Raw genomic sequence first — 23,512 nt, 5'->3', positions numbered from 1 at the left:
GCCAGGCCGCTATTGCTGGCAAAAAGATTGTTTCCTGCATCAGACGAAATAACCGCTTTCTGCCCCTGCCGCACTTTTTCTCACCGTTACCGGTAAAAGCAGCACTAAAGCTTCCAGTGTGCGACCAGTCACAGTTCAGATAATTTTTTCAGGCTTAACCGGCGAGTGGAAATGGCAGAACTTTACGTGGTGTTGTAATCGCTTCCAAATGACGACGTCTTAACCGCTTCAGTTTATTACGATTATTCAGCCGCGGTTAAATCATTTGCAGGAAAAAACTCCATATACCGGACGGCAAAATCTTTGCCGTTTTTACGTAACTCATTTAATTCGTGGCATTTTGTGAAGTAAGTCGAAATTGTTTTTACCCGGATAGTCCAGGCTTGAGTGGCTTTGTCCCTATACAGCAATCTCCCATCAGAGGAAAAAAGATTATGTGGAAGCGTTTACTCTTAACCACCCTGGTGAGTGCCGCACTCTCCGGTTCCGTGCTGGCAGCCGATATGACGGTCGGTTTTTCGCAGGTTGGCTCTGAATCGGGCTGGCGCGCTGCCGAAACCAGCGTGGCGAAAAGCGAAGCGGCTAAACGCGGCATCACGCTGAAAATTGCCGATGGTCAGCAAAAGCAGGAGAACCAGATTAAAGCCGTGCGCTCGTTTATTGCGCAGGGCGTCGATGCCATTTTTATCGCACCTGTGGTGCAAACCGGCTGGGAACCGGTGCTTGAAGAAGCGAAAGACGCCAAAATTCCGGTCTTCCTGCTGGACCGTGCCATCGTGGTGAAAGACAAGTCGCTGTATGAGGCGGTGGTCACCGCGGATAACGTGCTGGAAGGCAAACTGATTGGTGACTGGCTGGTCAGGCAGGTGGCAGGCAAACCCTGTAATGTCGTCGAGCTGCAGGGCACCGTCGGTGCCAGCGTAGCCATCGACCGCAAGAAAGGTTTCGCAGAAGCGATTGCCGGCGCCAGCAACATCAAAGTGGTGCGTTCCCAGTCTGGTGACTTCACGCGCAGTAAAGGGAAAGAGGTGATGGAGAGCTTTATCAAGGCGGAAAACAACGGCAAAAATATCTGCATGGTTTACGCCCACAATGACGATATGGCGATCGGCGCGATTCAGGCAATCAAAGAGGCGGGCCTGAAACCGGGCAAAGATATTCTTACCGGGTCGATTGATGGTGTGCCGGATATCTATAAAGCGATGCTGGCGGGCGAAGCCAACGCTAACGTCGAGTTGACGCCAAATATGGCCGGTCCGGCATTTGATGCGCTGGAAAAACTGAAAAAAGACGGCACTCAACCGCCGAAAATTATCAAAACCGAGTCAAAACTTTTTCTGCCAGCTGATGCGCAGACAGAGTTAGACAAGAAAAAAGGTATGGGCTACTAAGCATAGCGCCGCCTGATTCACAGCCACCCCCCCTTTAGCTGCATAAGGAATTGCGGGACAGGCTATGCAATCAGGCGGCTTTTTTCATGTTGAGAGGCGACGTTTATGACCACGCAAACAGAGGAAGCGCTGTTAGATATTCGCGGCGTCAGTAAGTTTTTCCCCGGAGTAAAGGCGTTGGATAATGTCTCTTTTAGTATCAGGCGCGGTGAAATTATGGCGCTGCTGGGGGAGAACGGCGCCGGTAAATCGACGATGATCAAGGTGCTTACCGGCGTCTATCAGCGTGATGCCGGCACCGTGACGCTAAACGGCCAGGCGATTAATCCACACAATACCGCCCAGGCGCAACAGATCGGCATTGGTACGGTGTATCAGGAAGTTAACCTGCTGCCGAATATGTCGGTGGCGGATAACCTGTTTATTGGCCGCGAACCGCGACGCTTTGGCATGATCGACCGCAAAGCGATGGTGCGTGATGCAACGAAATTACTGCAGGATTATGGCTTTGAACTGGATGTCACCCGTTCGCTCGGGCAGTACTCAGTGGCGATGCAGCAGATTATCGCCATTTGCCGCGCGGTGGATCTCTCGGCACAGGTGCTGATCCTCGATGAACCTACCGCCAGCCTCGATGCCAGCGAGGTGGAAATGCTGTTTACCCTGATGAATCAGCTCAGGGCCAAAGGCATGAGCCTGATTTTTGTCACCCATTTTCTCGATCAGGTGTATCGCATCAGCGACCGGATTACCGTGCTGCGTAACGGACAGTTTATTGCCACCCGCGAGACTAAAAGCCTGCCACGCATTGAACTGATCAAGCTGATGCTGGGGCGCGAGCTGCTGGAGACGGCATTGCAGCGTGCGGGCAGTACCTTACGCAGCAATCAACCAGTGGTGGAGTTTACCGATTACGGCAAAAAGGGGGTGATTGAGCCTTTCAGCCTGCAGGTCAGGCCGGGTGAAGCGGTGGGGCTGGCCGGACTGCTTGGTTCCGGTCGTACCGAAACCGCCGAGCTGTTGTTTGGCATTCGTCGTGCCGATAGCGGGAGTGTCAAAGTCAAAGGCAAAAAACGTACCATTCGCACTCCTGCGCAGGCCTCACATCTGGGGATGGGCTTCTGTCCGGAAGATCGTAAAACCGACGGTATTATTGGCGCTGCCTCAGTACGCGAAAATATTATTCTGGCATTGCAGGCGCAGCGCGGCTGGCTGCGGCCGATTAAACGGCGTGAACAGCAGCAAATTGCCGAGCGCTTTATCAAAAGTCTGGGTATCCGTACCCCGGATGCCGATCAGCCGGTAGAGCTGCTCTCCGGCGGTAATCAGCAGAAAGTGTTGCTGTCACGCTGGCTGGTGACCCGACCGCAGTTTCTGATTCTCGATGAACCGACGCGCGGCATTGACGTCGGCGCGCATGCGGAGATTATTCGTCTGATTGAATCACTCTGCGCCGACGGCCTGGCGCTGCTGGTGATCTCCTCTGAACTGGAAGAGCTGGTGGGCTATGCCGATCGGGTGTTGATCCTGCGCGATCGCCGGCAGGTGGCGGAAATCCCGCTCGAACAGCTCTCGGTGGCGTCAATCGTCAACGCGATTGCTGACGGAGGGGCGCAACATGCTTGAGACAGATCTGGCCCCGGATAAGGAGAAGCCACGCATGCTGAAACGTAAACTGCCGCCGGGGATGCCGCAAATTGCCGCTCTGATCCTGGTGCTGCTGGTCGACAGCCTGGTCGCCAGTAATTTTTTTGCCATCCATTTGCAGGATGGCCGTTTGTTTGGCAGCCCGATCGATATCCTCAATCGTGCGGCGCCGGTGGCGTTGCTGGCGATTGGCATGACGCTGGTGATTGCCACCGGCGGCATTGATCTGTCGGTGGGGGCGGTGATGGCGATTGCCGGCGCCACGGCAGCCACCATGACGGTGGCCGGTTACAGCCTGACGCTGGTGATCCTCGCCACGCTGGGTACCGGCATCGCCTGCGGCCTGTGGAATGGCGTGCTGGTAGCGTTACTGCGGATCCAGCCGTTTGTCGCCACCCTGATTCTGATGGTGGCGGGGCGCGGCATTGCCCAGCTGATTACTCAGGGGCAGATTGTCACCTTTAACAGTGATGCGCTGGCGCGGATTGGTAGCGGTACGCTGTGGACTCTGCCAGTGCCGGTGTGGATCACCCTGCTGGTGGCGCTGCTGGTGTGGCTGGTAACGCGTAAAACCGCGCTTGGCCTGTTTATTGAGGCGGTGGGCATTAATCTGCGCGCCGCGCGCAATGCCGGAGTCACCGGCTGGCTGGTGGTGATGTCGACCTATGTGATTAGCGGCCTCTGCGCCGCCGTCGCCGGGTTAATCGTCGCGGCGGATATTCGCGGCGCCGATGCCAATAATGCCGGGTTGTGGCTGGAGCTGGATGCGATTCTGGCGGTGGTGATTGGTGGTGCTTCGCTGATGGGCGGGCGCTTTAATCTGGTGCTGTCGCTGATCGCCGCACTGATTATACAGGCGATGAACACCGGTATTCTGCTTTCCGGTTTTCCACCGGAACTGAATCAGGTGGTCAAAGCGGTGGTGGTGATGTGCGTGCTGCTGTTGCAGTCGCCGCGCTTTATCCAGTTGTTTAAACGAGGGCGTCGCCGTGATTAAACGTCATTTGCCATTAATGATTACACTGCTGGTATTTGTCGCCGGTTATCTGTTCTGCCTTAGCCAGTTTCCCGGTTTTGCTTCCACCCGGGTAATCTGTAATATTCTGACCGATAACGCTTTTCTCGGTATTATCGCGGTGGGAATGACCTTTGTGATCCTTTCCGGCGGGATTGATCTGTCGGTGGGGGCAGTGATCGCCTTTACTGGCGTATTCCTCGCACGGGTGATTGGCGATCTGCATCTCTCTCCGTGGCTGGCGTTTACCCTTATTCTGCTGGCCGGTTCGGCGTTTGGCGCCATGATGGGCTGGCTGATCGATGCGCTAAAGATCCCGGCGTTTATTATTACGCTGGCGGGGATGTTCTTTTTGCGCGGTTGCAGCTATCTGGTGGCGGAGAGTTCGATTCCGATCGATCACCCGCTCTATTCCACGCTGTCATCAATGGCATGGAAAATCCCCGGTGGTGGGCGGCTGAGTCTGCTGGCGCTGATAATGCTGCTGGTGGTGGTGGCTGGAATTTTGCTGGCGCACCGCACGCGCTTTGGTAATCAGGTGTATGCAATTGGCGGCAATGCCACTTCGGCGCAGCTGATGGGGATTTCGACCCGCGCCACTACGGTGAAGATCTATATGCTGTCATCCGGGCTGGCGACGCTGGCCGGCATTGTTTTCTCACTGTATACCTCGGCGGGTTATGCGCTGGCGGGCATGGGCGTTGAGCTGGATGCGATTGCTTCGGTGGTGATTGGCGGAACTTTGTTATCCGGCGGTGTAGGTACGGTGCTGGGTACGCTATTTGGCGTATTGATTCAGGGACTGATCCAGACCTGGATTAACTTTGATGGCACACTCAGCTCCTGGTGGACCAAAATCGCCATCGGCATTCTGCTGTTTGGCTTTATTGCGCTGCAACGGCTGTTAACGGTGATCTGGGATCGGCAGCAGAATGCGCCGGTGAAAAGGCTGCACTTATAAGCAAAAAAAGGCTCCTGACGGAGCCTTTTCAGTACTAATGGCTAGCTGAAATTATCAGACCGACTTGACGCAAACATAACCTTCAAAATTCGTGTTTACATCATAAATTTCGCCATGGGCTGAACCCAGGGAATTGAGGTCAGCCGCTTTACCGGTGCCGGTAGTCCACTGATCGGACATCTTATAACCCCAGTCCTGGAACTCCTGGTCTACTATCTGGGTGTTGAAATCGGCTTTGCCGGGGCCAAAATCATTGACATCAGAGCTGTGTAACAAGCGTCCACCACCGTAGTTCTGGCAGTTAGCCAGGGCAACAGGAGCTGCCGCGGTGGGGCTAATCCGGTGATCCTTGATCAGGGTCCAGTAATATTTACCGTTGGTCTGCAGTACCGCACGAATGTCAATATCCTTCGTTGCTGGCGTACCGATTGTCGCCTTAGCCGAGACCGTCGCCTTACCGTTAGTCGTTGCCGCTCTTACTGCACTCAGGGTAATCTGCGTTTTACCGTCACTATCGGTGGTTGAGCTTGAGTTATAGCTACCGGTGGTGGACTGCCAGTTTACTGTTGCATCCGGCACCAGATTGCCTTTAGCGTCTTTCACCGTGGCAACCAGCTGCGCTTCTTCCCCTCCGCTACCAGTTATTACGGTTTTATCGCTGGTTAATTCGACCACTTGTGCGGTGGCAATATCAGCAATAAAGCGGGTGTCGACCTTCGCATTGATACCACCATTACTGGTCAGCGTGGCATTAACGGTCACTGCCTCCGCGACAGTATTGGTATAGCTGATACTGGCCTTGCCCTCGTCATCAGTCACTACCGACAGTGTATTATTTACCGGTGTTGCACTACCGCTGAGCGTAAAGTCCACCGTAATACCGGCGATTGGGTTGTCGTTGGCATCAGTGACAACGGCATCAACCTGGTTTGTCACCACGCCATCGGCGACGCTGCCATCAGTGATAGCAACGATCGTGTCGCCTTTAAAGTGTGCAGTGCTGAGATCAGCGGTCTGCTGCACGGTAACTGCTTTTAAGCTGGTGCCGTTAAATGAAGGTGTGACCACCAGACTGGCAAGGCGGGTACCTGAGGTCAAGGTGGCTTCATACACTCCCGGACCGTTCTCTTTGACCTCACTGAGCGCCGCATGCTGCAGTTTCATTGCCCGCTGCGCTTTCGGCTGATTTTTATGCTGGGTTTCCACCAGCGCCAGTTTCATTGCCGCCGCCATATCGGTAATCGGCTGACCATTGCCGTCAACCATGGTCACCTGCACTACTGAAGTGCTGGTGCCGTCAGCAACAATGCTGGGTGGTGTCGCGGTTGTGGTGCTGCCATCAATGCTGACCTCAGCGATATCCACCACAATCTGGCTGGTGGCGGTATGGGTATTGCCTTTCACATCGGTAATCGTGCCGCTCAGGGTATAGTTGTTAGCTCCCGCGATCTGCCAGGCGGGCAGGGTGATATTCAGTCGGCCTTCACCGGCTGGCGTAATCACACCGCCGGCTGCAATCAGTGCGGGTGAATCCCACTTGATGGCCTGTATCGCATAACTATTTTTTACCACATAGCTTAACGGCAACATGCTGCGACTTTTGCCGGTAGCGCTTTCCGGCAGCCCCAGTGTCAGGTACTCCTGTTTGCGATAGTCGAGCACGATGGTGTTATTACGTTCCACCAGATCCAGACGGCTGCCGCTTAACAGACGCGCGGCATCAACACGCGACGGGTCAATCTGCGACTGCCACGATTCACCCAAGCGGTAGTTCAGGGCGAGATTAAGCTGTGAATCCTGCTTGCCACTCTTGCCGGAGCGATGTTCCGCGCCAACTGTGATCAACGGAACGGGCGTATAGCTGACGCCGCCGGTGAATGCCCATGGATTTTTCTGGCGATTGTCTTTGCCAAAAAGGGCAACTTCATTACCCTGGTACTGTTCATACATCACTTTGGCGCCAAGTTGCGGATAAGCTGGCAGCCAGCCTTCGACGCGCACATCATAACCATTCGCCGGGCGCTCATCATAGTCAGCAAAATCACGTGACTGATGCCAGTTATTCAGACGCCAGTAGCTGTTGCCGGATAATTTCAGATAGTCGCGCCAGGCTTCGACGCCAACGCCAAGGCGGCGGTTATGGCCGGTAAAATCATTGTCATAGAAAGTGTTAACGCCGAGCATCCAGTCACCGGTCATGGTACGTACACCGGCGCCGATATTGCCGGTCGTGCGTTGATCGGCATTCCGCAGACCTAGCTGGGTAAATAACAGCGTGTCGTTATTGTCATACAGCGGCAGCAGCACATCGGCCTGACTTCCCTGCAGGGAAAATTTCTCGTCGACATTCAGCTGAACCCGCGCGGTACCAAACTGATTGAGCCAGCCTGATAGCGCACTGTTCATTTCGCCGGTGGCGACAGAACGCGCCATTCCGGCGGCGGCAGCGGAGGAGTTATCCTGCGTCAGCAATGTGCCTGCCGTAACCAGCCGGTCGCTCTGTTTCTTGTATAGCGCCTGTTCTTCTGGCGTCAGATTGCCACTCTGGTACCACTTAAACGGCTCTTCTTTGGCGGCTGCGCTGTGAATATAGAAGGGGGAGATAGCCAGAGCAATCTGCGCGGCGATTTGTGAAATAACAAGGAGCTTTCCAGCTCCGGTTCCTGGGTTTTTAGCAATATTGGAAAAACTTTTCTGTCTCATTAAAACGCTCTGCTTTCATCGTGCATTTATACGCGAAGAAATAACTGACCACTGCCTGGGGAGAGTTTCTCTTCAGTAAAAAAATGATTAACCACCCGAATGTCTGTTGGCGGGCAGGCTTAATAAACGACTTAACAGGCAGGGTTAAAATGAGATTTACTTATATTTAAATGACTTAGATGCTTGTCAGGTTTTTATCAGGGAATTTTCAGGGATGATTTATAAGCGGAGTATTGCTTAGTGAGAGTTAATCCAGGTGATGTCAGGGAAAGTGAGTAATAGTAATTTCCTTTTTTCATCTGAGTTGAGAGAAAATTCTTATCGACATCAGATTGAAAATTAAAATGCGTCATTTCTCTCGAGCCTTTAAGGCCGTTTTTTATAGTAAGTGCTGTCAGGTATAAAAAAAGGCAGCTCGTCGCTTCCTGAGGTGATTGATGCAATTTAACACGGTAATAAACCTTATCATGGCGAAAAATAACAGGCTGGCTAACCGGAGCGCATAAAATTCCGGTATTTATTATGATTTTCGCCGCATTTTTTCTGCGCGTTTACAGTGAACTGGCGGTGGGAAATCATATACCGCTATGGCATTCGTTCTGTTCCACGCAGTCATTGATGGTGTGGAAAATCTCTGCGACGGGGGAACTGGGCATGCTGGTGCTGGACGGGAGCGCGTTCTCGCTATATGCCGCGGCGGGTTATATGTTAGCGGGAAGGGGCGTAAGGACGGATGCGGTTGCTGGCGTAACGATCACGAAAAGAGAAAAGGCTCCTTGCGGAGCCTTCGGCGTTTAACTAGATATTTTTAACACAAACATACTTCCATGAACCGCTGTCAAGTTCACCCTCGACCATGGTGCCAATCAGGCCTGCCCCGTCCTGCGAACTGAGCCAGGCGCCGGTAGAGCCCCAACTGCCGACCAGCGGATAATAGCCGGATTTAAACTCTCCCTGCACCCGCATACTGCTAAAGTCTATCTGACCGGCAGCGGTGCCAAAGTTGCTCAAATCACCGGGTTCTAGCAACCTGTCAGCACTGCCGCGACTCTGGCAGGCATAGAGAGCAGTACTTTCAATATCAGTGGAGTACCGGGTACTGAGCGTCCAGTAATATTTACCTGAAGCCTGCATTACCGCGGTCATCTCCACCAGCTGATTGTCGACAGGCTGATGATCTGATCCGTCAACGGTGGTGGTTATGGTGGACATCGCATTCTCTGCCGCAACCAGAACCGGCGCTATCAGGTAAATCGTTGTCTGGCCGTTGCTATCCGTTTGTGAGGTTGCATTGACGCTGCCCAGATTGCTGCTCCAGTTTACTGTCGCATTGGGTATCAGATGACCCTGATTGTCTTCAACTCTTGCAGTTAATTCAGCCCGTTCCACACCGGTACCGGTAAGTTTTGACTTGTTGGACTGCATGCTGACGACGCGCGCCGTTTTTATATCAACGGTAAAACTCACCGGTTGTGCATTGGCACTGTTGCCATTTACCACTGCCGTCACCTGTGCATTGCCCAGCACTGTGCTGCTCAGGGTGACGGTAGCGACACCATCATTATTGGTGTGGCTGATAGTATCGCTCAGGTCGCCATGGCTGGTTTGCCAGCTGACACTGATATCCGGCACCAGGTTTCCTCCGGCATCCTTAACGGTTGCGGAGAAGGTCGCTTTATCACTGCCGTTGGCCGCAATCTGGCTCTTATCCACCGCAACCGCACCGTCGAACTGTCCGCTGCCGCTATCGGCGGTAAAGTTCGCCAGCGGCGCATTGATCGCCGCCTGAGTACCGACTCTGGCCGTCACCTGCGCTTCCCCTGCTGAGGTTGAGCTGAGGATAATCGTCGCTTTACCGTCCGAATCGGTAGTGCTGTTGCTGCCAGTCAGAACGCCGCGGTTGGTGGCCCATTCGACGGCAATATTGGGTACGAGGTTTCCACTGCCATCCTTGACGATGGCGCTATAGGTGATCTGCTCGCGGCCATTGGCGATCGCGGTCGGTTTATCTCTGGTCAGATCGCGACTGTCGATGCCGGCCTGGGCGCTATCGGCGATAAAGGTCACTGCCTTACTGATACCTGCGCCATTTAGCGTGGCGGTGACCTCAGCTTCTCCAGCCACCGTGTGGCTAAGCGTGATGGTAGCTTTGCCGTCGGCGCCGCTGATGCTGCTGGCGCTGCTAAGTGACCCGGCGCTGCTGCTCCAGCTGACGGCGATCCCCGGTAGCGGATTATGGCTGTCATTGGTTACCAGAGCGGTAAAGGTGGCTTTATCAGTGCCATTGGCCGGGAGATGATCCCTGTCGACCGTCAGATCACCATTTTTCAGTGAAGCATTGTCGCTGATCAGCTCAATGGTCATCGCTTTTAAGTTTACGCCGTTAATTGATGGCGTGACCACGACGCTGCCGTAGCGGGTGCCCGAGGTGAATATCGCTTCATAAACACCGGCGGACGTTTCCTTCACCTCCGTAAGAGTTGCATCCTGCTGTTCCTTCAGCGCACGCTGTTGCTGCGCCTGGGTCTGTTTTAACGCCATTTTCAGCGCGGACGCCATATCCGTTACCGGTTTTGCATCCTTATCCAGCAGTGTAACGGTGATTAGCGAGGTGCTGGCGCCGTTGGCCGGGATTGCTGGCGGTGTGGCGATAACGCTGCTGGTGTCCGCGCTGATGTCGGCGATTTCCACCAGAATCGACATGGTGGCGCTGTGGCTGTTGCCTGCCACATCATAGACAGTGCCGGTCAGGGTATAGTTATTACTGCCAGCTACCTGCCAGGCGGGCAGAGTGATCGTCAGACGACCTTCGCTGGCAGGTGTAATAATGCCGCCCGCGGCAGTCAGCGCCGGAGAGTGCCAGTCGATACGCTGTATCGGGTGGGTATTTTTCACCACAAAGCTGACCGGCAGCAGGCTGCGGCTTTTTCCGCTGGCTTTTTCCGGCAGGCTAAGTGTCAGCTGCTGGTGTTTACGGTAATCCAGCACGATATGGTTATTACGCTCAACCAGATCGTGGCGGCTGCCGCTTAGCAGACGCGTGGCGCCAACGGCGGAAGGATCAAGCTGTTTATGCCAGGCCTCACCCATGCGATAGCTGAGCGCCAGGTTGAGCTGAGAATCCTGCAGACCATGCTTACCGGCACGATGTTCAGCGTTAACGGTGAGCAGCGGGAAGGGCGTATAGCTGACGCCGCTGCTGAAGGCCCATGGATTTTTCTGGCGATTATTTTTGCCGAGCAGGGCAACTTCATCACCGCGGTAGTGTTCATACATTAATCTGGCGCCGAGTTGCGGATACGCAGGCAGCCAGCCTTCCATGCGCAGGTCGTAACCATTCGCCGGGCGCTCATCGTAGTCGGCAAAATCACGTGACTGATGCCAGTCGCTCAGGCGCCAGTAGTTGTTGCCGGAAAATCTGAGGTAGTCGCGCCAGGCTTCAATCCCAACGCCGAGACGGCGGTTATGGCCGGTAAAATCATTGTCCCAGAAGCTGTTAGCGCCGAGCATCCAGTCGGAGGTGAAGGTACGGAAGCCAGCACCGAGGTTGCCGGTGGTGCGTTTATCCGTCCGCCGCACCCCGAGCTGGCTAAACAGCAGGCTGGCGTCATTTTCGTACAGCGGCACCAGCACATCGGCCTGACTGCCGTTAAGGCCAAATTTTTCATCAAAATTCAGTTGTACGCGCGCGTTGCCAAACTGGTTCAGCCAGCCGGAAGCGGCATTGCCCAGCTCTCCGGCGGCAACGGAACGCGCCATCCCGGCAGCGGCCTGTCCTGGTTTGTCCTGTGCTATCAGGTTCGCCGCGGTTGCCATTCGTTCGCTCTGCAGGCGATATTGCGCTTGCTCTTCCGGGGTCAGATTACTGCTCTGGTACCATTTAATATCAGGTGGGGGGGTGGCGGCCTGCGCGGCGGGCAGATAAAAAGGGCTGATAGCAACGGAAATCTGTAATGCTATCTGGGATATCGCCACCAGCCTACCCCAGCCCCGTTCAGGGTTTTTTGTAATATCTGCAAGAGTGTGCTTAGTCATCATATTCTGCTCAAGTCAAAAAAATAATTAACATCGATTATTTAGCCCGCAAGGGTTAGATAGTTTTCCGCAGCTAATAAACGATTAATGCCTGAGCAGATAAATATGCTTTACATATATTTTAATAGTTCACGAAATACTGAGGGGTTCATCAGCGTTTAATCAGATTATTTATAAATAAATTCGTATTAATCTGGTGAGGGCTTGTGCTGGGGTGTTGAAAACAGAGAGTATTGGAAATAAGTATCCTGCTTATAACTGTTGCGCGAAGAATATTCTTATCGACTCTCAGGGAATAATATGACTGCTATTTTTTTGTGTAAAGCGTGAAGTGATTTAAACGCAGTGCCAGGGGTATATTACGTGACGGATGGCAGCGAATTTCCCGGCAGTAATGAAAAAAAAGGCGGGGTTTAATCCGCCTTGATATAACACGACTTAAGAGAGCCATTAATGACTCCCGCTTATCAGTTAACGCATATTCAACCGGTAATACGCTTCATTCCAGCGCAGCGCATCCTTAAAGGCGGGCAGGGTAGTGTCGTTATCAATCACCAGCACTTCAATGCCGTGCATTTCTGCGTACAGACGCATATCCTCCACATCCAGCGCCTGGCTGAATACCGTGTGATGCGCGCCGCCGCCAAGGATCCAGGCTTCCGCCGCCGTTGCCAGTGTCGGCTGAGCGCGCCAGATGGCACGCGCCACCGGCAGTTTCGGCAGGGGTTTTGGCTGCTCAATCGCATCGACCACATTTACCAGCAGGCGGAAACGGTCGCCCATATCCACGACGCTGGCATTAACCGCCTGTCCGGCAGGTGCCGAGAAGATCAGACGCGCCGGATCGGCTTTGCCGCCAATCCCCAGATACTGCACATCGATCAGCGGTTTTTCCTCACGCGCAATTGACGGGCAGACTTCCAGCATATGGGAGCCCAGCACCAGATCGTTATCTGGCGCGAAGTGATAGGTATAATCCTCCATAAAGGAGGTGCCTCCCGGCAAACCCTGCGCCATTACTTTGAAAATATGCAGCAGCGCGGCGGTTTTCCAGTCGCCTTCACCGGCAAAGCCATAACCCTGCGCCATCAGGCGCTGCACCGCGAGGCCTGGCAACTGCGTCATCCCATGCAGGGTCTGGAAGTTAGTGGTAAAGGCCTGGCAGCCTTCAGCTTCAAGGAAGCGTTTGATGCCCAGTTCAATGCGCGCCGCATCCAGTACGTTCTGACGCTTCTCGCCGTTAACCGCAGCCACGGCGGTAAATTCATACTGGCTTTCATACTCATCGATCAGCGAGCTGACATCGCCATCGGAAACCTGGTTAATCACTTCCACCAGGTCGCCAACGCCCCAGCCATTAACGGCATAACCAAACTGGATCTGGGCGCCCACTTTATCGCCCTCGGTTACCGCCACTTCACGCATATTGTCGCCAAAACGCGCCACTTTCAGCTGCTGACTGGCCCGTTTGGCCGCCGCAGCGCGCATCCATTTGCCAATACGCTGGTGGCTGACCGGATCCTGCCAGTGGCCGGTGATCACGCTGTGTTGCAGATGCATGCGCGCGCCGATAAAACCGAACTCGCGACCGCCGTGCGCGGTCTGGTTGAGGTTCATAAAGTCCATATCCATGCTGTCCCACGGGATCGCCGCGTTAAACTGGGTATGGAACTGCATCAGCGGTTTATTCAGGATCGACAGGCCGCCAATCCACATTTTTGCCGGCGAGAAAGTGTGCAGCCAGGTGATAATCCCAAGGCAGCTGTTATCAAAATTGGCGTCACGACAGAGTGCCAGCGCTTCATCCGGGCTTTTTACCAGCGGTTTCAGCTGCAGTTTAAACGGCAGACTGGCCTCGCGATTCATTCCGTCAACCACCTGCTGCGCGTGCTGCTCAACCTGACGCAACGTTTCGGCGCCATAGAGATGCTGCGTGCCAATCACAAACCACACGCTAAGCGCGTTAACCTGTTCCATAAAACCACTCCTTACATAACGGATGAAGTGCGCGAGGCAAACTGCGGTTCTGCTGCCTCACACCAGTGTTGGTAGCGTTGATAAAGTTGCTCAAAGCGCGCGACGCGGGCGGCGTCCGGTTGCAGGGTCGTGGCGATCGGACTGGCCATCAGCTGCTGTGCGCTGGGGATATCAGGGTAAATACCGGCGGCAACGGCGGCAAAGATGGCGGCGCCAAGCGCGCAGCACTCATCGGAAGCGACAATATCCAGCGGACGGTTCATCACATCGCTGCAGACCTGCATAATCGCCGGAGACTTACGCGCAATACCGCCAAGCGCCAGCACGTTTTCTACCGGGATCTGCTGCTGTTCAAAGCACTCCATAATCGCGCGTGCGCCGAAAGCGGTGGCAGCGATAAAGCCGCCAAACAGCGTCGGCGCGTCGGTGCCTAAATTCAGATCGGTGATCACCCCTTTCAGGCGCTGATTGGCGAACGGCGTGCGGCGGCCGTTAAACCAGTCCAGCACCACCGGCAGATGATCCATATTGGGCTTCGCCACCCAGGCGTCAGTTAACTGACGTAACAGATCCTGCTGAATCGCTTCCAGCTGTGGCGCGAGTTGCGGCTGATCTTTTGCCGCCTGTTGCAGCGGCCAGCTGAGCAAACGGCTAAACCAGGCATACATATCACCAAACGCCGACTGGCCCGCTTCGAGACCGATGGTGCCGGGTGTTACGCTGCCATCCACCTGTCCACAGATGCCTTTAATTGCCCGCTCGCCAACGCGTTCGGCATCGGCAATCAGAATGTCGCAGGTTGACGTGCCAATCACTTTGACCAGCGTATAGGGTTGTGCCCCGGCGCCCACCGCGCCCATATGGCAGTCAAAAGCGCCGCCGGAGAGGGTCACGTTCTGCGCCAGACCCAGACGGCTGGCCCATTCGGCGGTCAGGGTGCCGACCGGGATATCGGCGGTCCAGGTATTCGTGAATAGCGGGAAGTCGAGATCGCGGGTCAGCAACGGATCAAGCGCATTAAGGAATTCAGCATCCGGCAGCCCCTGCCACTCAGGATGCCATAATGATTTATGCCCGGCGGCGCAGCGGCCGCGGCGGATGTCTGCTGGTGCGGTGGTACCGCTTAACAGTGCCGGCACCCAGTCGCACAGTTCAATCCAGGATACCGCCGCCTCACGTACCGCTGCGTCTGCACGCGAGACATGTAAAATTTTCGCCCAGAACCATTCTGAGGAGTAAACGCCGCCGATATAGCGTGAATAGTCATTAAACTGGCCGCTATGACAGAGCTTATTGATCGCTTCGGCTTCTTCGATAGCGGTGTGATCTTTCCACAGCACAAACATCGCATTTGGATTGTCAGCGAACTCCGGGCGCAGCGCCAGCACCCGGCCTTCACGATCAATCGGGGCGGGGGTGGAGCCGGTGGAATCGACGCCGATGCCGACCACGCTGGCGCGCTGTTCCGCGCTTAATCGCGCCACCACGCCGACAATTGCCTGTTCCAGCGCATCAATATAATCCTGTGGATGATGACGAAAGCGGTTGGCGCTCGGGTCACAATATTTCCCCTCTTTCCATCGCGCATAGGCAACTACCTGTTTTTGCAATTCGGCGCCGCTCTGGCAGTCCACCGCCAGAGCGCGCACCGAATCACTTCCAAAATCAAGGCCAATCGTAATGGCACCAGCACGCATCGGGACTCTCCTGTTAATCCTCAATCACTGCTGATAACCCTAAGAAGATGGCCGCAAACCGGTTAGTCACCTGCGGCTGCAAATATGCACAATTCTGCCATCCTGTTGCGATCTGTGAGCGATATCAAAAGTTAACGGACGGTTAAATTTGCTGAATGTATGGAGGATCTTGCTGTAATTCCACAATGTGATAGCGCTCTACATTTTTTCTTATGTTTCTGCGTACAACTAGCCCAGCGATTGTTCAGCGAGTGTGCACTTTTCACGCTAATTAGCTGATTTATAGTCGCTGTAAAATTCAGCAGATTGACTGGTATCGGTTACACCGTTTCGCTTACCTCATGCAAAAAACATCATTGAGCCGGAGAGCATCATGCATAAATTCACTAAAACGTTAGCCGTCGTCGGGCTGGCTGCCGTTATGTCACATTCGGCTATCGCCGAAACTTTGAAACTGGGTTTTCTGGTCAAGCAGCCGGAGGAACCCTGGTTTCAGACCGAGTGGAAATTCGCTGATAAAGCGGGCAAGGATTTGGGCTTTGAAGTGATCAAAATTGCCGTCCCTGATGGCGAGAAAACGCTAAATGCCATCGACAGTCTGGCGGCCAGCGGTGCGAAAGGCTTTGTGATCTGTACGCCCGATCCAAAACTGGGGTCGGCGATTGTGGCGAAGGCACGCAGCTACGATTTGAAAGTGATTGCCGTCGATGACCAGTTTGTTACCGCCAAAGGTAAACCGATGGATACCGTGCCACTGGTGATGATGGCCGCCACCAAGATTGGCGAGCGTCAGGGGCAGGAGCTGTATAAAGAGATGCAGAAACGTGGCTGGGATGCGAAGCAGACCGGCGTCATGGCGATTACAGCTAACGAGCTGGATACTGCACGTCGTCGTACCGGTGGCTCGATGGACGCGCTGAAAGCGGCCGGCTTCCCGGAAAAACAGATCTACCAGGTGCCGACCAAATCCAATGATATCCCGGGCGCATTTGACGCCGGTAACTCGCTGCTGGTGCAGCATCCTGAAATCAAACACTGGTTAATCGTTGGCATGAACGATAACACCGTGCTGGGCGGCGTGCGCGCCACCGAGGGCCAGGGTTTTAAAGCGGCTGATGTGATCGGCATTGGCATTAACGGCGTCGATGCGGTGAGTGAACTGTCAAAAGGTAACGCCACCGGTTTCTATGGTTCGCTGTTGCCAAGCCCGGACGTGCATGGCTATAAAAGCAGCCAGATGCTGTATGAGTGGGTCACCAAAGGCGCTGAACCGGCCAAATTCACTGAAGTCACCGACGTGGTGCTGATCACCCGCGATAACTTTAAAACCGAACTGGCGAAAAAAGGGCTGATGTAATCAGCTCCGTATTACGGGGTCTGCCGGTCAGGCCCCAGTCTGGTTTACAGAGTGATTAACAGGAGACCACCATGAGCACTGAACCCGCATTTCTGTCGTTTCATGGCATCAGCAAAACCTTTCCCGGCGTCAAAGCGCTGCAGGATATCAGCTTCGAGTGTCATGCCGGACAGGTTCATGCGCTGATGGGCGAAAACGGCGCCGGAAAATCGACGCTGTTAAAAATTCTCAGCGGCAGCTATCAGGCGACCAGCGGCGAGATCCGTATTAAAGGTCAGCAGATGCAGTTTAATCAGGCCACCGATGCGCTTGATGCCGGGGTGGCGATTATCTACCAGGAGCTGCATCTGGTGCCGGAAATGAGCATCGCCGAAAATATCTATCTTGGCCAGTTGCCGCAGCGTGGTGGCTGGGTGAATCGTTCACTGCTGCGCTATGAGGCCGGTCAACAACTGCAAAATCTCGGCATGGCTATCGACCCGGATACGCCGCTGAAGTATCTGTCGCTCGGACAGTGGCAGATGGTGGAAATCGCCAAAGCACTGGCGCGCAATGCCAAAATTATCGCCTTTGACGAACCGACCAGTTCACTGTCGGCGCGTGAAATTGAACAGCTGTTCCGCGTCATCCGTAATCTGCGCGAGCAGGGACGGGTGGTGCTGTATGTCTCGCACCGTATGGAGGAGATCTTTGCCCTTAGCGATGCGATAACCGTATTTAAAGACGGGCGCTATGTGAATACCTTTACCGATGTCGCCAATACCGATAACGATCAGCTGGTGCAGGCGATGGTCGGCCGCGAAATCGGTGATATCTACGGCTACAGTCCACGTCCCTGCGGCGAGGTGCGTCTGCAACTGAATCAGGTGCATGCCCGCGGCGTACGTACGCCGATTTCGTTACAGGTGCGTGCCGGAGAGATTGTTGGTTTGTTTGGTCTGGTGGGAGCCGGACGCAGCGAACTGATGAAAGGACTGTTTGGCGGCACGCGGATTAAGTCCGGCGAGGTGTGGCTGGATGGCGAGCAGCTGAAAATCAGCGAACCCTCCGACGCCATTCGTGCCGGCATGATGCTCTGCCCGGAAGATCGTAAAGCCGACGGCATTATTCCGGTTCATTCGGTGCGCGACAATATCAATATCAGCGCGCGGCGCAACAATGTTACCGCCGGTTGTCTGATCGATCGCGGCTGGGAGGCGAAGAACGCCGACAAACATATCCGCGCGCTGAATATCAAAACGCCGTCAGCGGATCAGCTGATTATGAATCTTTCCGGCGGCAACCAGCAGAAAGCGATCCTCGGACGCTGGCTGTCGGAAGAGATGAAGGTGATTTTACTCGATGAGCCAACACGCGGGATTGATGTTGGCGCCAGACATGAAATTTATAGCCTGATTTATGCGCTGGCTGCGCAGGGGATTGCGGTGCTGTTTGCCTCAAGTGACCTGCCGGAAGTGATGGGTCTTGCCGACCGCATTGTGGTGATGCGCGAAGGTGAAATTGCCGGTGAACTCAGCCATGACGAGGCGACAGAGCAGAAAACACTGCGTCTCGCTATGCCGAAAACCTCTCAAGCGGCCGCTGCGGTGGCCTGATTAAGCATTCAGGAGTGCTGTTATGTCTTCATCAACGACCTCAAATACCACGCCACCGACTCAGCGTTCCGGCGTCAATCTGGGCCGCATCTGGGATAACTTCGGCATGCTGGTGGTGTTTGCCGTGCTGTTTATCGGCTGCATGATATTCGTGCCCAATTTCGGCAGCTTTATCAATATGAAAGGGCTGGGCCTGGCGATGTCGATGTCCGGCATGGTCGCCTGCGGCATGCTGTTCTGCCTTGCCTCTGGCGATTTTGACCTCTCGGTGGCGTCAGTGATTGCCTGCGCCGGGGTGACCACTGCGGTAGTGATCAATATGACCGAGAGTTTATGGATCGGTATCGCTGCCGGTTTGTTACTCGGTGTCGCCTGTGGGCTGGTTAACGGCTTTGTCATAGCGAAGCTGAAGATCAATGCGCTGATCACTACGCTGGCTACCATGCAGATTGTGCGCGGACTGGCGTATATTTTCTCCGACGGTAAAGCGGTGGGTATTGAAGATGAGCGTTTCTTTGCGCTGGGTTACACCAACTGGCTGGGGCTGCCAGCGCCGATCTGGCTGACTATTGGCACCATGATTATCTTTGGTTTCCTGCTGAATAAAACCACCTTTGGCCGCAATACGCTGGCGATTGGCGGCAATGAAGAGGCCGCGCGGCTGGCCGGGGTGCCGGTAGTGCGCACGCGGATTATCATCTTTATCCTCTCCGGGCTGGTATCGGCGGCGGCCGGGATTATTCTGGCGTCGCGTATGACCAGTGGTCAGCCGATGACTTCGCTGGGGTATGAGCTGATTGTGATTTCGGCCTGCGTACTGGGCGGCGTGTCACTGAAAGGCGGCATTGGCAAAATTTCCTATGTGGTGGCCGGGGTACTGATTCTGGGGACGGTTGAGAATGCGATGAATTTATTGAATATATCGCCGTTCTCACAGTATGTGGTGCGGGGTTTGATATTGTTGGCAGCAGTCATTTTCGACCGATATAAACAGAAAGCGAAAACGCATTAAGTTCATGGGCGGCGTTCTCGCCGCCCGTAATGATGATTTGCACCAATCTGCATAATTCACCTTCGGAGGAAACATGTATCATCGTCTGCCTTCAACAATCCAGTCCAACCCTTTGCTGCCGGGCTATCCGTTTAATGCCTGGCTGGTGGCCGGGTTAACGCCGATCAGCGCCAACGGTCCGCTGGACTTTTTTATCGACCGTCCGCTGGGGATGAAGGGTTACATTCTGAATCTGACCATCAAAGGGCGCGGCCGGGTATTTGATGGCGAAGCGGCCTTCGATTGTGAGCCGGGCGATCTGCTGCTGTTTCAGCCGAAAACCCCGCACTACTATGGTCGTTCCGCCGAGAGCGACTGCTGGTTCCATCGCTGGATCTACTTCCGGCCGCGCGCTTACTGGAGCGACTGGCTACAGTGGCAGGATGAAACCCAGGGCGTGGGACGTCTGCGCCTGCCGGAATCACTGCGCGGCGAGTTTGACCGTCTGTTCGCCAATATTGAGCAGACCCATAACTCTGGCCGCCGTTTTGCTGAGGAGCTGGCGATGAACCTGCTGGAACGTCTGCTGTTACGCGCGGTGGAAGAGGATCCGCGTTCACATCAGCAGGTGCGCGATCCACGGGTGATCGAAGCCTGCCAGTATGTCACCGGCAATCTGGCGGCTGAAGTGAAGATTGAAGAGGTGGCGAAGTATGTCTGCCTGTCGCCATCGCGGCTGGCGCATCTGTTCCGCGAGCAGATGGGGGTGAATCTGCTGCGCTGGCGCGAAGATCAGCGGGTGATCCGCGCTAAACTGCTGCTGCAAACCACTCAGGAACCGATTGCCAGTGTGGGGCGCGATGTCGGCTATGACGACCAGCTCTATTTCTCGCGCGTATTTCGCAAACGGGTTGGCGTCAGTCCCAGTGATTTCCGCCGCCGCAGTCAGGATGCGCATGATGCGCTGGTGGCCCAGGAGAGCTGGGATCTGCCGCGTACCGCCGGATAGCGACATTTCAGGCGAATCCACCTTGTTCTCGCAGACCGATTGGTTTTAAATCATTGAGGTAAAGTTTTGCCGCCAGCGGTATCCCGTTCTGGCGGTAAAACGCAGAGTGAACAAGAGGAAGACTAATGAGTGATAAAATCCGTGTCGGTCTGGTAGGCTATGGCTTCGCCAGCAAGACGTTTCATGCTCCGTTAATTGCTGGCACCTCAGAGATGGAGCTGGCTGCTGTCTCCAGCAGTGATGCGACCAAAGTTCACGCCGACTGGCCTTCAATGCAGGTGGTTGCCGATCCGCAGGCGCTGTTTGACGACCCTACGCTGCAACTGATTGTTATCCCTACGCCTAATGACACCCATTTCCCGCTGGCGAAAGCTGCGCTGAATGCCGGTAAGCATGTGGTGGTCGACAAACCGTTTACCGTGACGCTGTCACAAGCGCGTGAGCTGGAAGCGCTGGCGAAAGCCAAAGGTTTGCTGCTGTCGGTGTTCCATAACCGCCGCTGGGACAGTGATTTCCTGACGCTGAAAGCGCTGCTGGCTGACGGCACGCTGGGTGAAGTCCGCTATCTGGAATCCCATTTTGATCGTTTCCGTCCTGAAGTGCGTCAGCGCTGGCGTGAAATGAAGGGGGCGGGCAGCGGTATCTGGTTTGATCTGGGGCCGCATGTTATCGACCAGGCGTTACAGCTGTTCGGCGCGCCGGTGGCGATTAATGTCGATATGGCTGAGTTACGTTCCGGCGCACAGACCACTGACTATTTCCACGCGGTACTGACTTATCCGCAACGCCGGGTGGTGCTGCATGCCAGTATGCTGGTGGCGGCAGAGTCGCCCCGTTTCCAGGTGCACGGCACCCGCGGCAGCTATGTCAAATATGGTCTGGATCCGCAGGAAGACAGTCTGAAAGCCGGCGCGCGTCCGCCGCAGGAAGAGTGGGGCTATGATATGCGCGATGGTGTGCTGACGCTGGCCGAAGGTGATGTTATGGCCGAGCAGACGCTACTGACCATTCCGGGCAACTATCCGGCCTATTATGCAGCGATCCGTGATGCGATTAATGGCACCGGCAGTAATCCGGTTACCGCCGCTGAGGCGATTCAGGTGATGGAACTGATTGAACTGGGATTGCAGTCTGCAGAGAAACGCCAGACGTTGTCACTGAAGTAAGCCGATTGTCAGACGGGCGGCGAGAACGCCGCCCCTACGCAGATCTGATGTAGGGGCGGCGTTCTCGCCGCCCGTGTTGATGATTTTCACCAGTCGTAATAACGGCGTTCTCGCCGCCCATCAGTAATCAGGCCGCTACCTTCGCCCGAATCTTCGCCTTCTCTGCTTCCGTCAAAAACGCAATCTTCAGGCCATTTTCCTGCGCGGTGCGGATCTGTTGCGGGCTAAGGCCTGCCTGCGGCGCTGCCACCTGATACTCATGCGCCAGCTCAATCCCCTGAACCGCCGGATCGTCAGTATTAATGGTAGCCAGAATACCGTGGTTAAGGAACGTTGCCAGCGGATGGTTGCTAAGCTGCGCCACGGTACTGGTCTGGATATTAGAAGTGAGGCAGGATTCAATCCCGATCTGATGCTCAGCCAGGAAATCCATCAGTGCGGCATCTTCAATCGCCTTGACGCCGTGACCGATACGTTCGGCGCCCAGTTCACGGATAGCCTGCCAGATGCTTTCCGGCCCGGCCGCTTCACCGGCATGCACTGTGATACGGAAACCGGCATCGCGCGCACGCGTAAAGTGGCTGAGGAACTGACTGCCCGGGAAACCCAGTTCGTCACCGGCCAGATCCAGCGCCGTAATACCGTCACGATGGGCCAATAGTGCTTCCAGTTCGTGCAGACAGGCCTCTTCACCAAAGGTGCGGCTCATAATGCCAATCAGCCGTACTTCGATATCATGCTGCTGGCAACCTGCTTTAATACCGTCAATCACTGCTTCCACCACACCTGCCACCGGCAGATTGTGTGTCATCGCCATATAACCCGGTGAGAAACGCAGCTCGGTATAGTGAATGCCGGCGCGCGCTGCATCTTCGACATTCTCCCGGGCGATACGCCGGCAGGCATCCAGTGAACCCAGCACTTTGACGCCCCAGTCCAGTTTCTGCAGGAAGCTGACCAGATCCGGTTCGTTTTGGGTCACCTGTACATGGGGACGCAGGGTTTCCAGCGTAGTAGCGGGCAGGGAGAGATTAAATTCGCGACCTAAATCGAGGATGGTTTGCGCGCGAATATTGCCGTCAAGATGGCGATGAATATCAGTCAGGGGAAGGCGGGTATCGATCATTTCGCACTCTCTTGGTTATTTTAAGTAAAGTGCAGAGAATTATAAAAACAACTTGCGCAAATAATCCAGAGAATTGCGCAACAGGGTCGCTTAACCGCTGGTTAATTGGCCGTGTTGCGCGAAAGTCACTGGCTGAAGTCAGCAGGCACTAAAATTTTTGCCGACGCAGGCCGCTGGCGCATTCGTTGCAGATACGCCGCCAGCGGCGTACGCTCAGCAATCCATGCACCACTTTCCGGTAACGCCTGCAAATAGTCGAGCATTGGCGTCAGGATGGCGTCCGCCATGCTGTAGTCCATCCCGCAGAAAAACGGCTGGTCGCCTAACTGATGGCTGATAATATCAAGCCCGTTGCAGGCTTGATGTCCTGCCGCTGCCCGCGCCTGGCTATCGATCGGGCGGGCGGGGCGAGTCGGTGAGACCAGTAACAGCAGGTAGTTACGTACCAGCCAGTTATCAAGATAGCAGGTCAGGGCCGCAGACCACTGGTCCACCCGGGTTTGCGTGAGCATATCGCCGGAGGTCAGAGAGGAGTCGCTAAAAGCATGATCCAGATAGCGACAAATGGCGGTGGTTTCCATCACCTGTATATCGTTATGAATCAGCACCGGCAGTTTAGCAAACGGGTGCAACGCCAGATGCTCCGCTGAACGCAGCGCCACCGGCTCACCAAAAGGGTGGCGGCCCCAGCTGTAGTTCAGCTGTTTCTCTTCGCAATACAACCTGACGCTGCGTGTCAGGGTACTGAATTGTGGACCAAATATATGCAGCATTGCGGATCTCCTTTACACCAATAATGGCGTACAGAGTGCCTGCCATCACAATATGTTCAAGAACATATA

General features: G+C 54.9%; 16 protein-coding genes. 10 read left to right on the top strand and 6 right to left on the bottom strand.

The features are described 5' to 3' along the window. Nucleotides 1-434 precede the first annotated feature (434 nt). The 4 genes from ytfQ to yjfF all read left to right on the top strand — a co-directional run bounded on the left by ytfQ (nucleotide 435) and on the right by yjfF (nucleotide 5,014). The gene (ytfQ, locus tag N5923_RS20245) at nucleotides 435-1,391 is read left to right on the top strand and encodes a galactofuranose ABC transporter, galactofuranose-binding protein YtfQ (RefSeq protein ID WP_267141694.1); all 957 of its coding nucleotides are present in this window, start codon (nucleotides 435-437) and stop codon (nucleotides 1,389-1,391) included. A 105-nt stretch (nucleotides 1,392-1,496) separates the two neighbouring features. Continuing rightward, complete coding sequence (ytfR, locus tag N5923_RS20240) at nucleotides 1,497-3,017, top strand: galactofuranose ABC transporter, ATP-binding protein YtfR (protein WP_267141695.1); 1,521 nt, start codon at nucleotides 1,497-1,499, stop codon at nucleotides 3,015-3,017. A 34-nt stretch (nucleotides 3,018-3,051) separates the two neighbouring features. Further along, nucleotides 3,052-4,035: a galactofuranose ABC transporter, ATP-binding protein YtfT gene (gene ytfT, locus N5923_RS20235; protein ID WP_267141707.1), complete on the top strand. Its 984-nt coding sequence runs from the start codon at nucleotides 3,052-3,054 to the stop codon at nucleotides 4,033-4,035. Then, a complete protein-coding gene (gene yjfF / locus N5923_RS20230; protein WP_267141696.1) occupies nucleotides 4,028-5,014 on the top strand; it encodes a galactofuranose ABC transporter, permease protein YjfF in 987 nt (328 codons plus the stop codon). The genes ytfT and yjfF overlap by 8 nt, the downstream gene beginning before the upstream one ends. A gap of 54 nt (nucleotides 5,015-5,068) precedes the next feature. Here yjfF and N5923_RS20225 read toward each other — a convergent pair whose 3' ends face one another. Next, on the bottom strand, nucleotides 5,069-7,717 hold the full coding sequence (locus N5923_RS20225) for an inverse autotransporter beta domain-containing protein (RefSeq protein WP_267141697.1): 2,649 nt from the start codon (nucleotides 7,715-7,717) through the stop codon (nucleotides 5,069-5,071). 522 nt (nucleotides 7,718-8,239) lie between these two features. Between N5923_RS20225 and N5923_RS20220 the strand changes: the two genes are divergently transcribed. Further along, nucleotides 8,240-8,515 (top strand): hypothetical protein, encoded by a 276-nt coding sequence (locus tag N5923_RS20220; RefSeq protein WP_267141698.1) that lies wholly within the window; start codon nucleotides 8,240-8,242, stop codon nucleotides 8,513-8,515. On the opposite strand, the gene N5923_RS20215 is transcribed toward N5923_RS20220, so the two are convergent. The 3 genes from N5923_RS20215 to N5923_RS20205 form a co-directional block, all read right to left on the bottom strand. Beyond that, nucleotides 8,516-11,692: an inverse autotransporter beta domain-containing protein gene (locus N5923_RS20215; protein ID WP_267141699.1), complete on the bottom strand. Its 3,177-nt coding sequence runs from the start codon at nucleotides 11,690-11,692 to the stop codon at nucleotides 8,516-8,518. A gap of 531 nt (nucleotides 11,693-12,223) precedes the next feature. Beyond that, complete coding sequence (gene araA, locus N5923_RS20210; RefSeq protein WP_267141700.1) at nucleotides 12,224-13,729, bottom strand: L-arabinose isomerase; 1,506 nt, start codon at nucleotides 13,727-13,729, stop codon at nucleotides 12,224-12,226. 11 nt (nucleotides 13,730-13,740) lie between these two features. Further along, nucleotides 13,741-15,426, bottom strand: coding sequence for a ribulokinase (locus tag N5923_RS20205; protein ID WP_267141701.1), 1,686 nt, complete (start codon nucleotides 15,424-15,426; stop codon nucleotides 13,741-13,743). Nucleotides 15,427-15,799: 373 nt separating this feature from the next. Between N5923_RS20205 and N5923_RS20200 the strand changes: the two genes are divergently transcribed. The 5 genes from N5923_RS20200 (at nucleotide 15,800) to N5923_RS20180 (ending at nucleotide 21,544) form a co-directional block, all read left to right on the top strand. Continuing rightward, nucleotides 15,800-16,783 (top strand): arabinose ABC transporter substrate-binding protein, encoded by a 984-nt coding sequence (locus N5923_RS20200; protein WP_017802244.1) that lies wholly within the window; start codon nucleotides 15,800-15,802, stop codon nucleotides 16,781-16,783. Between the two features lie 71 nt (nucleotides 16,784-16,854). Beyond that, nucleotides 16,855-18,378, top strand: coding sequence for an L-arabinose ABC transporter ATP-binding protein AraG (gene araG / locus N5923_RS20195; protein ID WP_267141702.1), 1,524 nt, complete (start codon nucleotides 16,855-16,857; stop codon nucleotides 18,376-18,378). Between the two features lie 22 nt (nucleotides 18,379-18,400). Further along, complete coding sequence (araH, locus tag N5923_RS20190; RefSeq protein WP_017802246.1) at nucleotides 18,401-19,390, top strand: L-arabinose ABC transporter permease AraH; 990 nt, start codon at nucleotides 18,401-18,403, stop codon at nucleotides 19,388-19,390. Between the two features lie 73 nt (nucleotides 19,391-19,463). Further along, complete coding sequence (gene araC, locus N5923_RS20185) at nucleotides 19,464-20,378, top strand: arabinose operon transcriptional regulator AraC (RefSeq protein WP_267141703.1); 915 nt, start codon at nucleotides 19,464-19,466, stop codon at nucleotides 20,376-20,378. Nucleotides 20,379-20,503: 125 nt separating this feature from the next. Further along, on the top strand, nucleotides 20,504-21,544 hold the full coding sequence (locus N5923_RS20180) for an oxidoreductase (RefSeq protein WP_267141704.1): 1,041 nt from the start codon (nucleotides 20,504-20,506) through the stop codon (nucleotides 21,542-21,544). 127 nt (nucleotides 21,545-21,671) lie between these two features. On the opposite strand, the gene add is transcribed toward N5923_RS20180, so the two are convergent. Together add and N5923_RS20170 are read right to left on the bottom strand one after the other, a co-directional pair. Further along, nucleotides 21,672-22,670 carry an adenosine deaminase gene (gene add, locus N5923_RS20175; protein ID WP_267141787.1) on the bottom strand — a complete coding sequence of 333 codons (999 nt, stop codon included), beginning with the start codon at nucleotides 22,668-22,670 and terminating at the stop codon, nucleotides 21,672-21,674. A gap of 125 nt (nucleotides 22,671-22,795) precedes the next feature. Beyond that, complete coding sequence (locus N5923_RS20170) at nucleotides 22,796-23,443, bottom strand: glutathione S-transferase family protein (RefSeq protein ID WP_267141788.1); 648 nt, start codon at nucleotides 23,441-23,443, stop codon at nucleotides 22,796-22,798. Nucleotides 23,444-23,512: the final 69 nt, after the last annotated feature.

The organism is Winslowiella arboricola (genome assembly GCF_025527015.1).
GTDB classification, from domain to species: Bacteria; Pseudomonadota; Gammaproteobacteria; order Enterobacterales; family Enterobacteriaceae; genus Erwinia; species Erwinia arboricola.
This window is presented reverse-complemented; position numbering and strand designations above follow the sequence as displayed.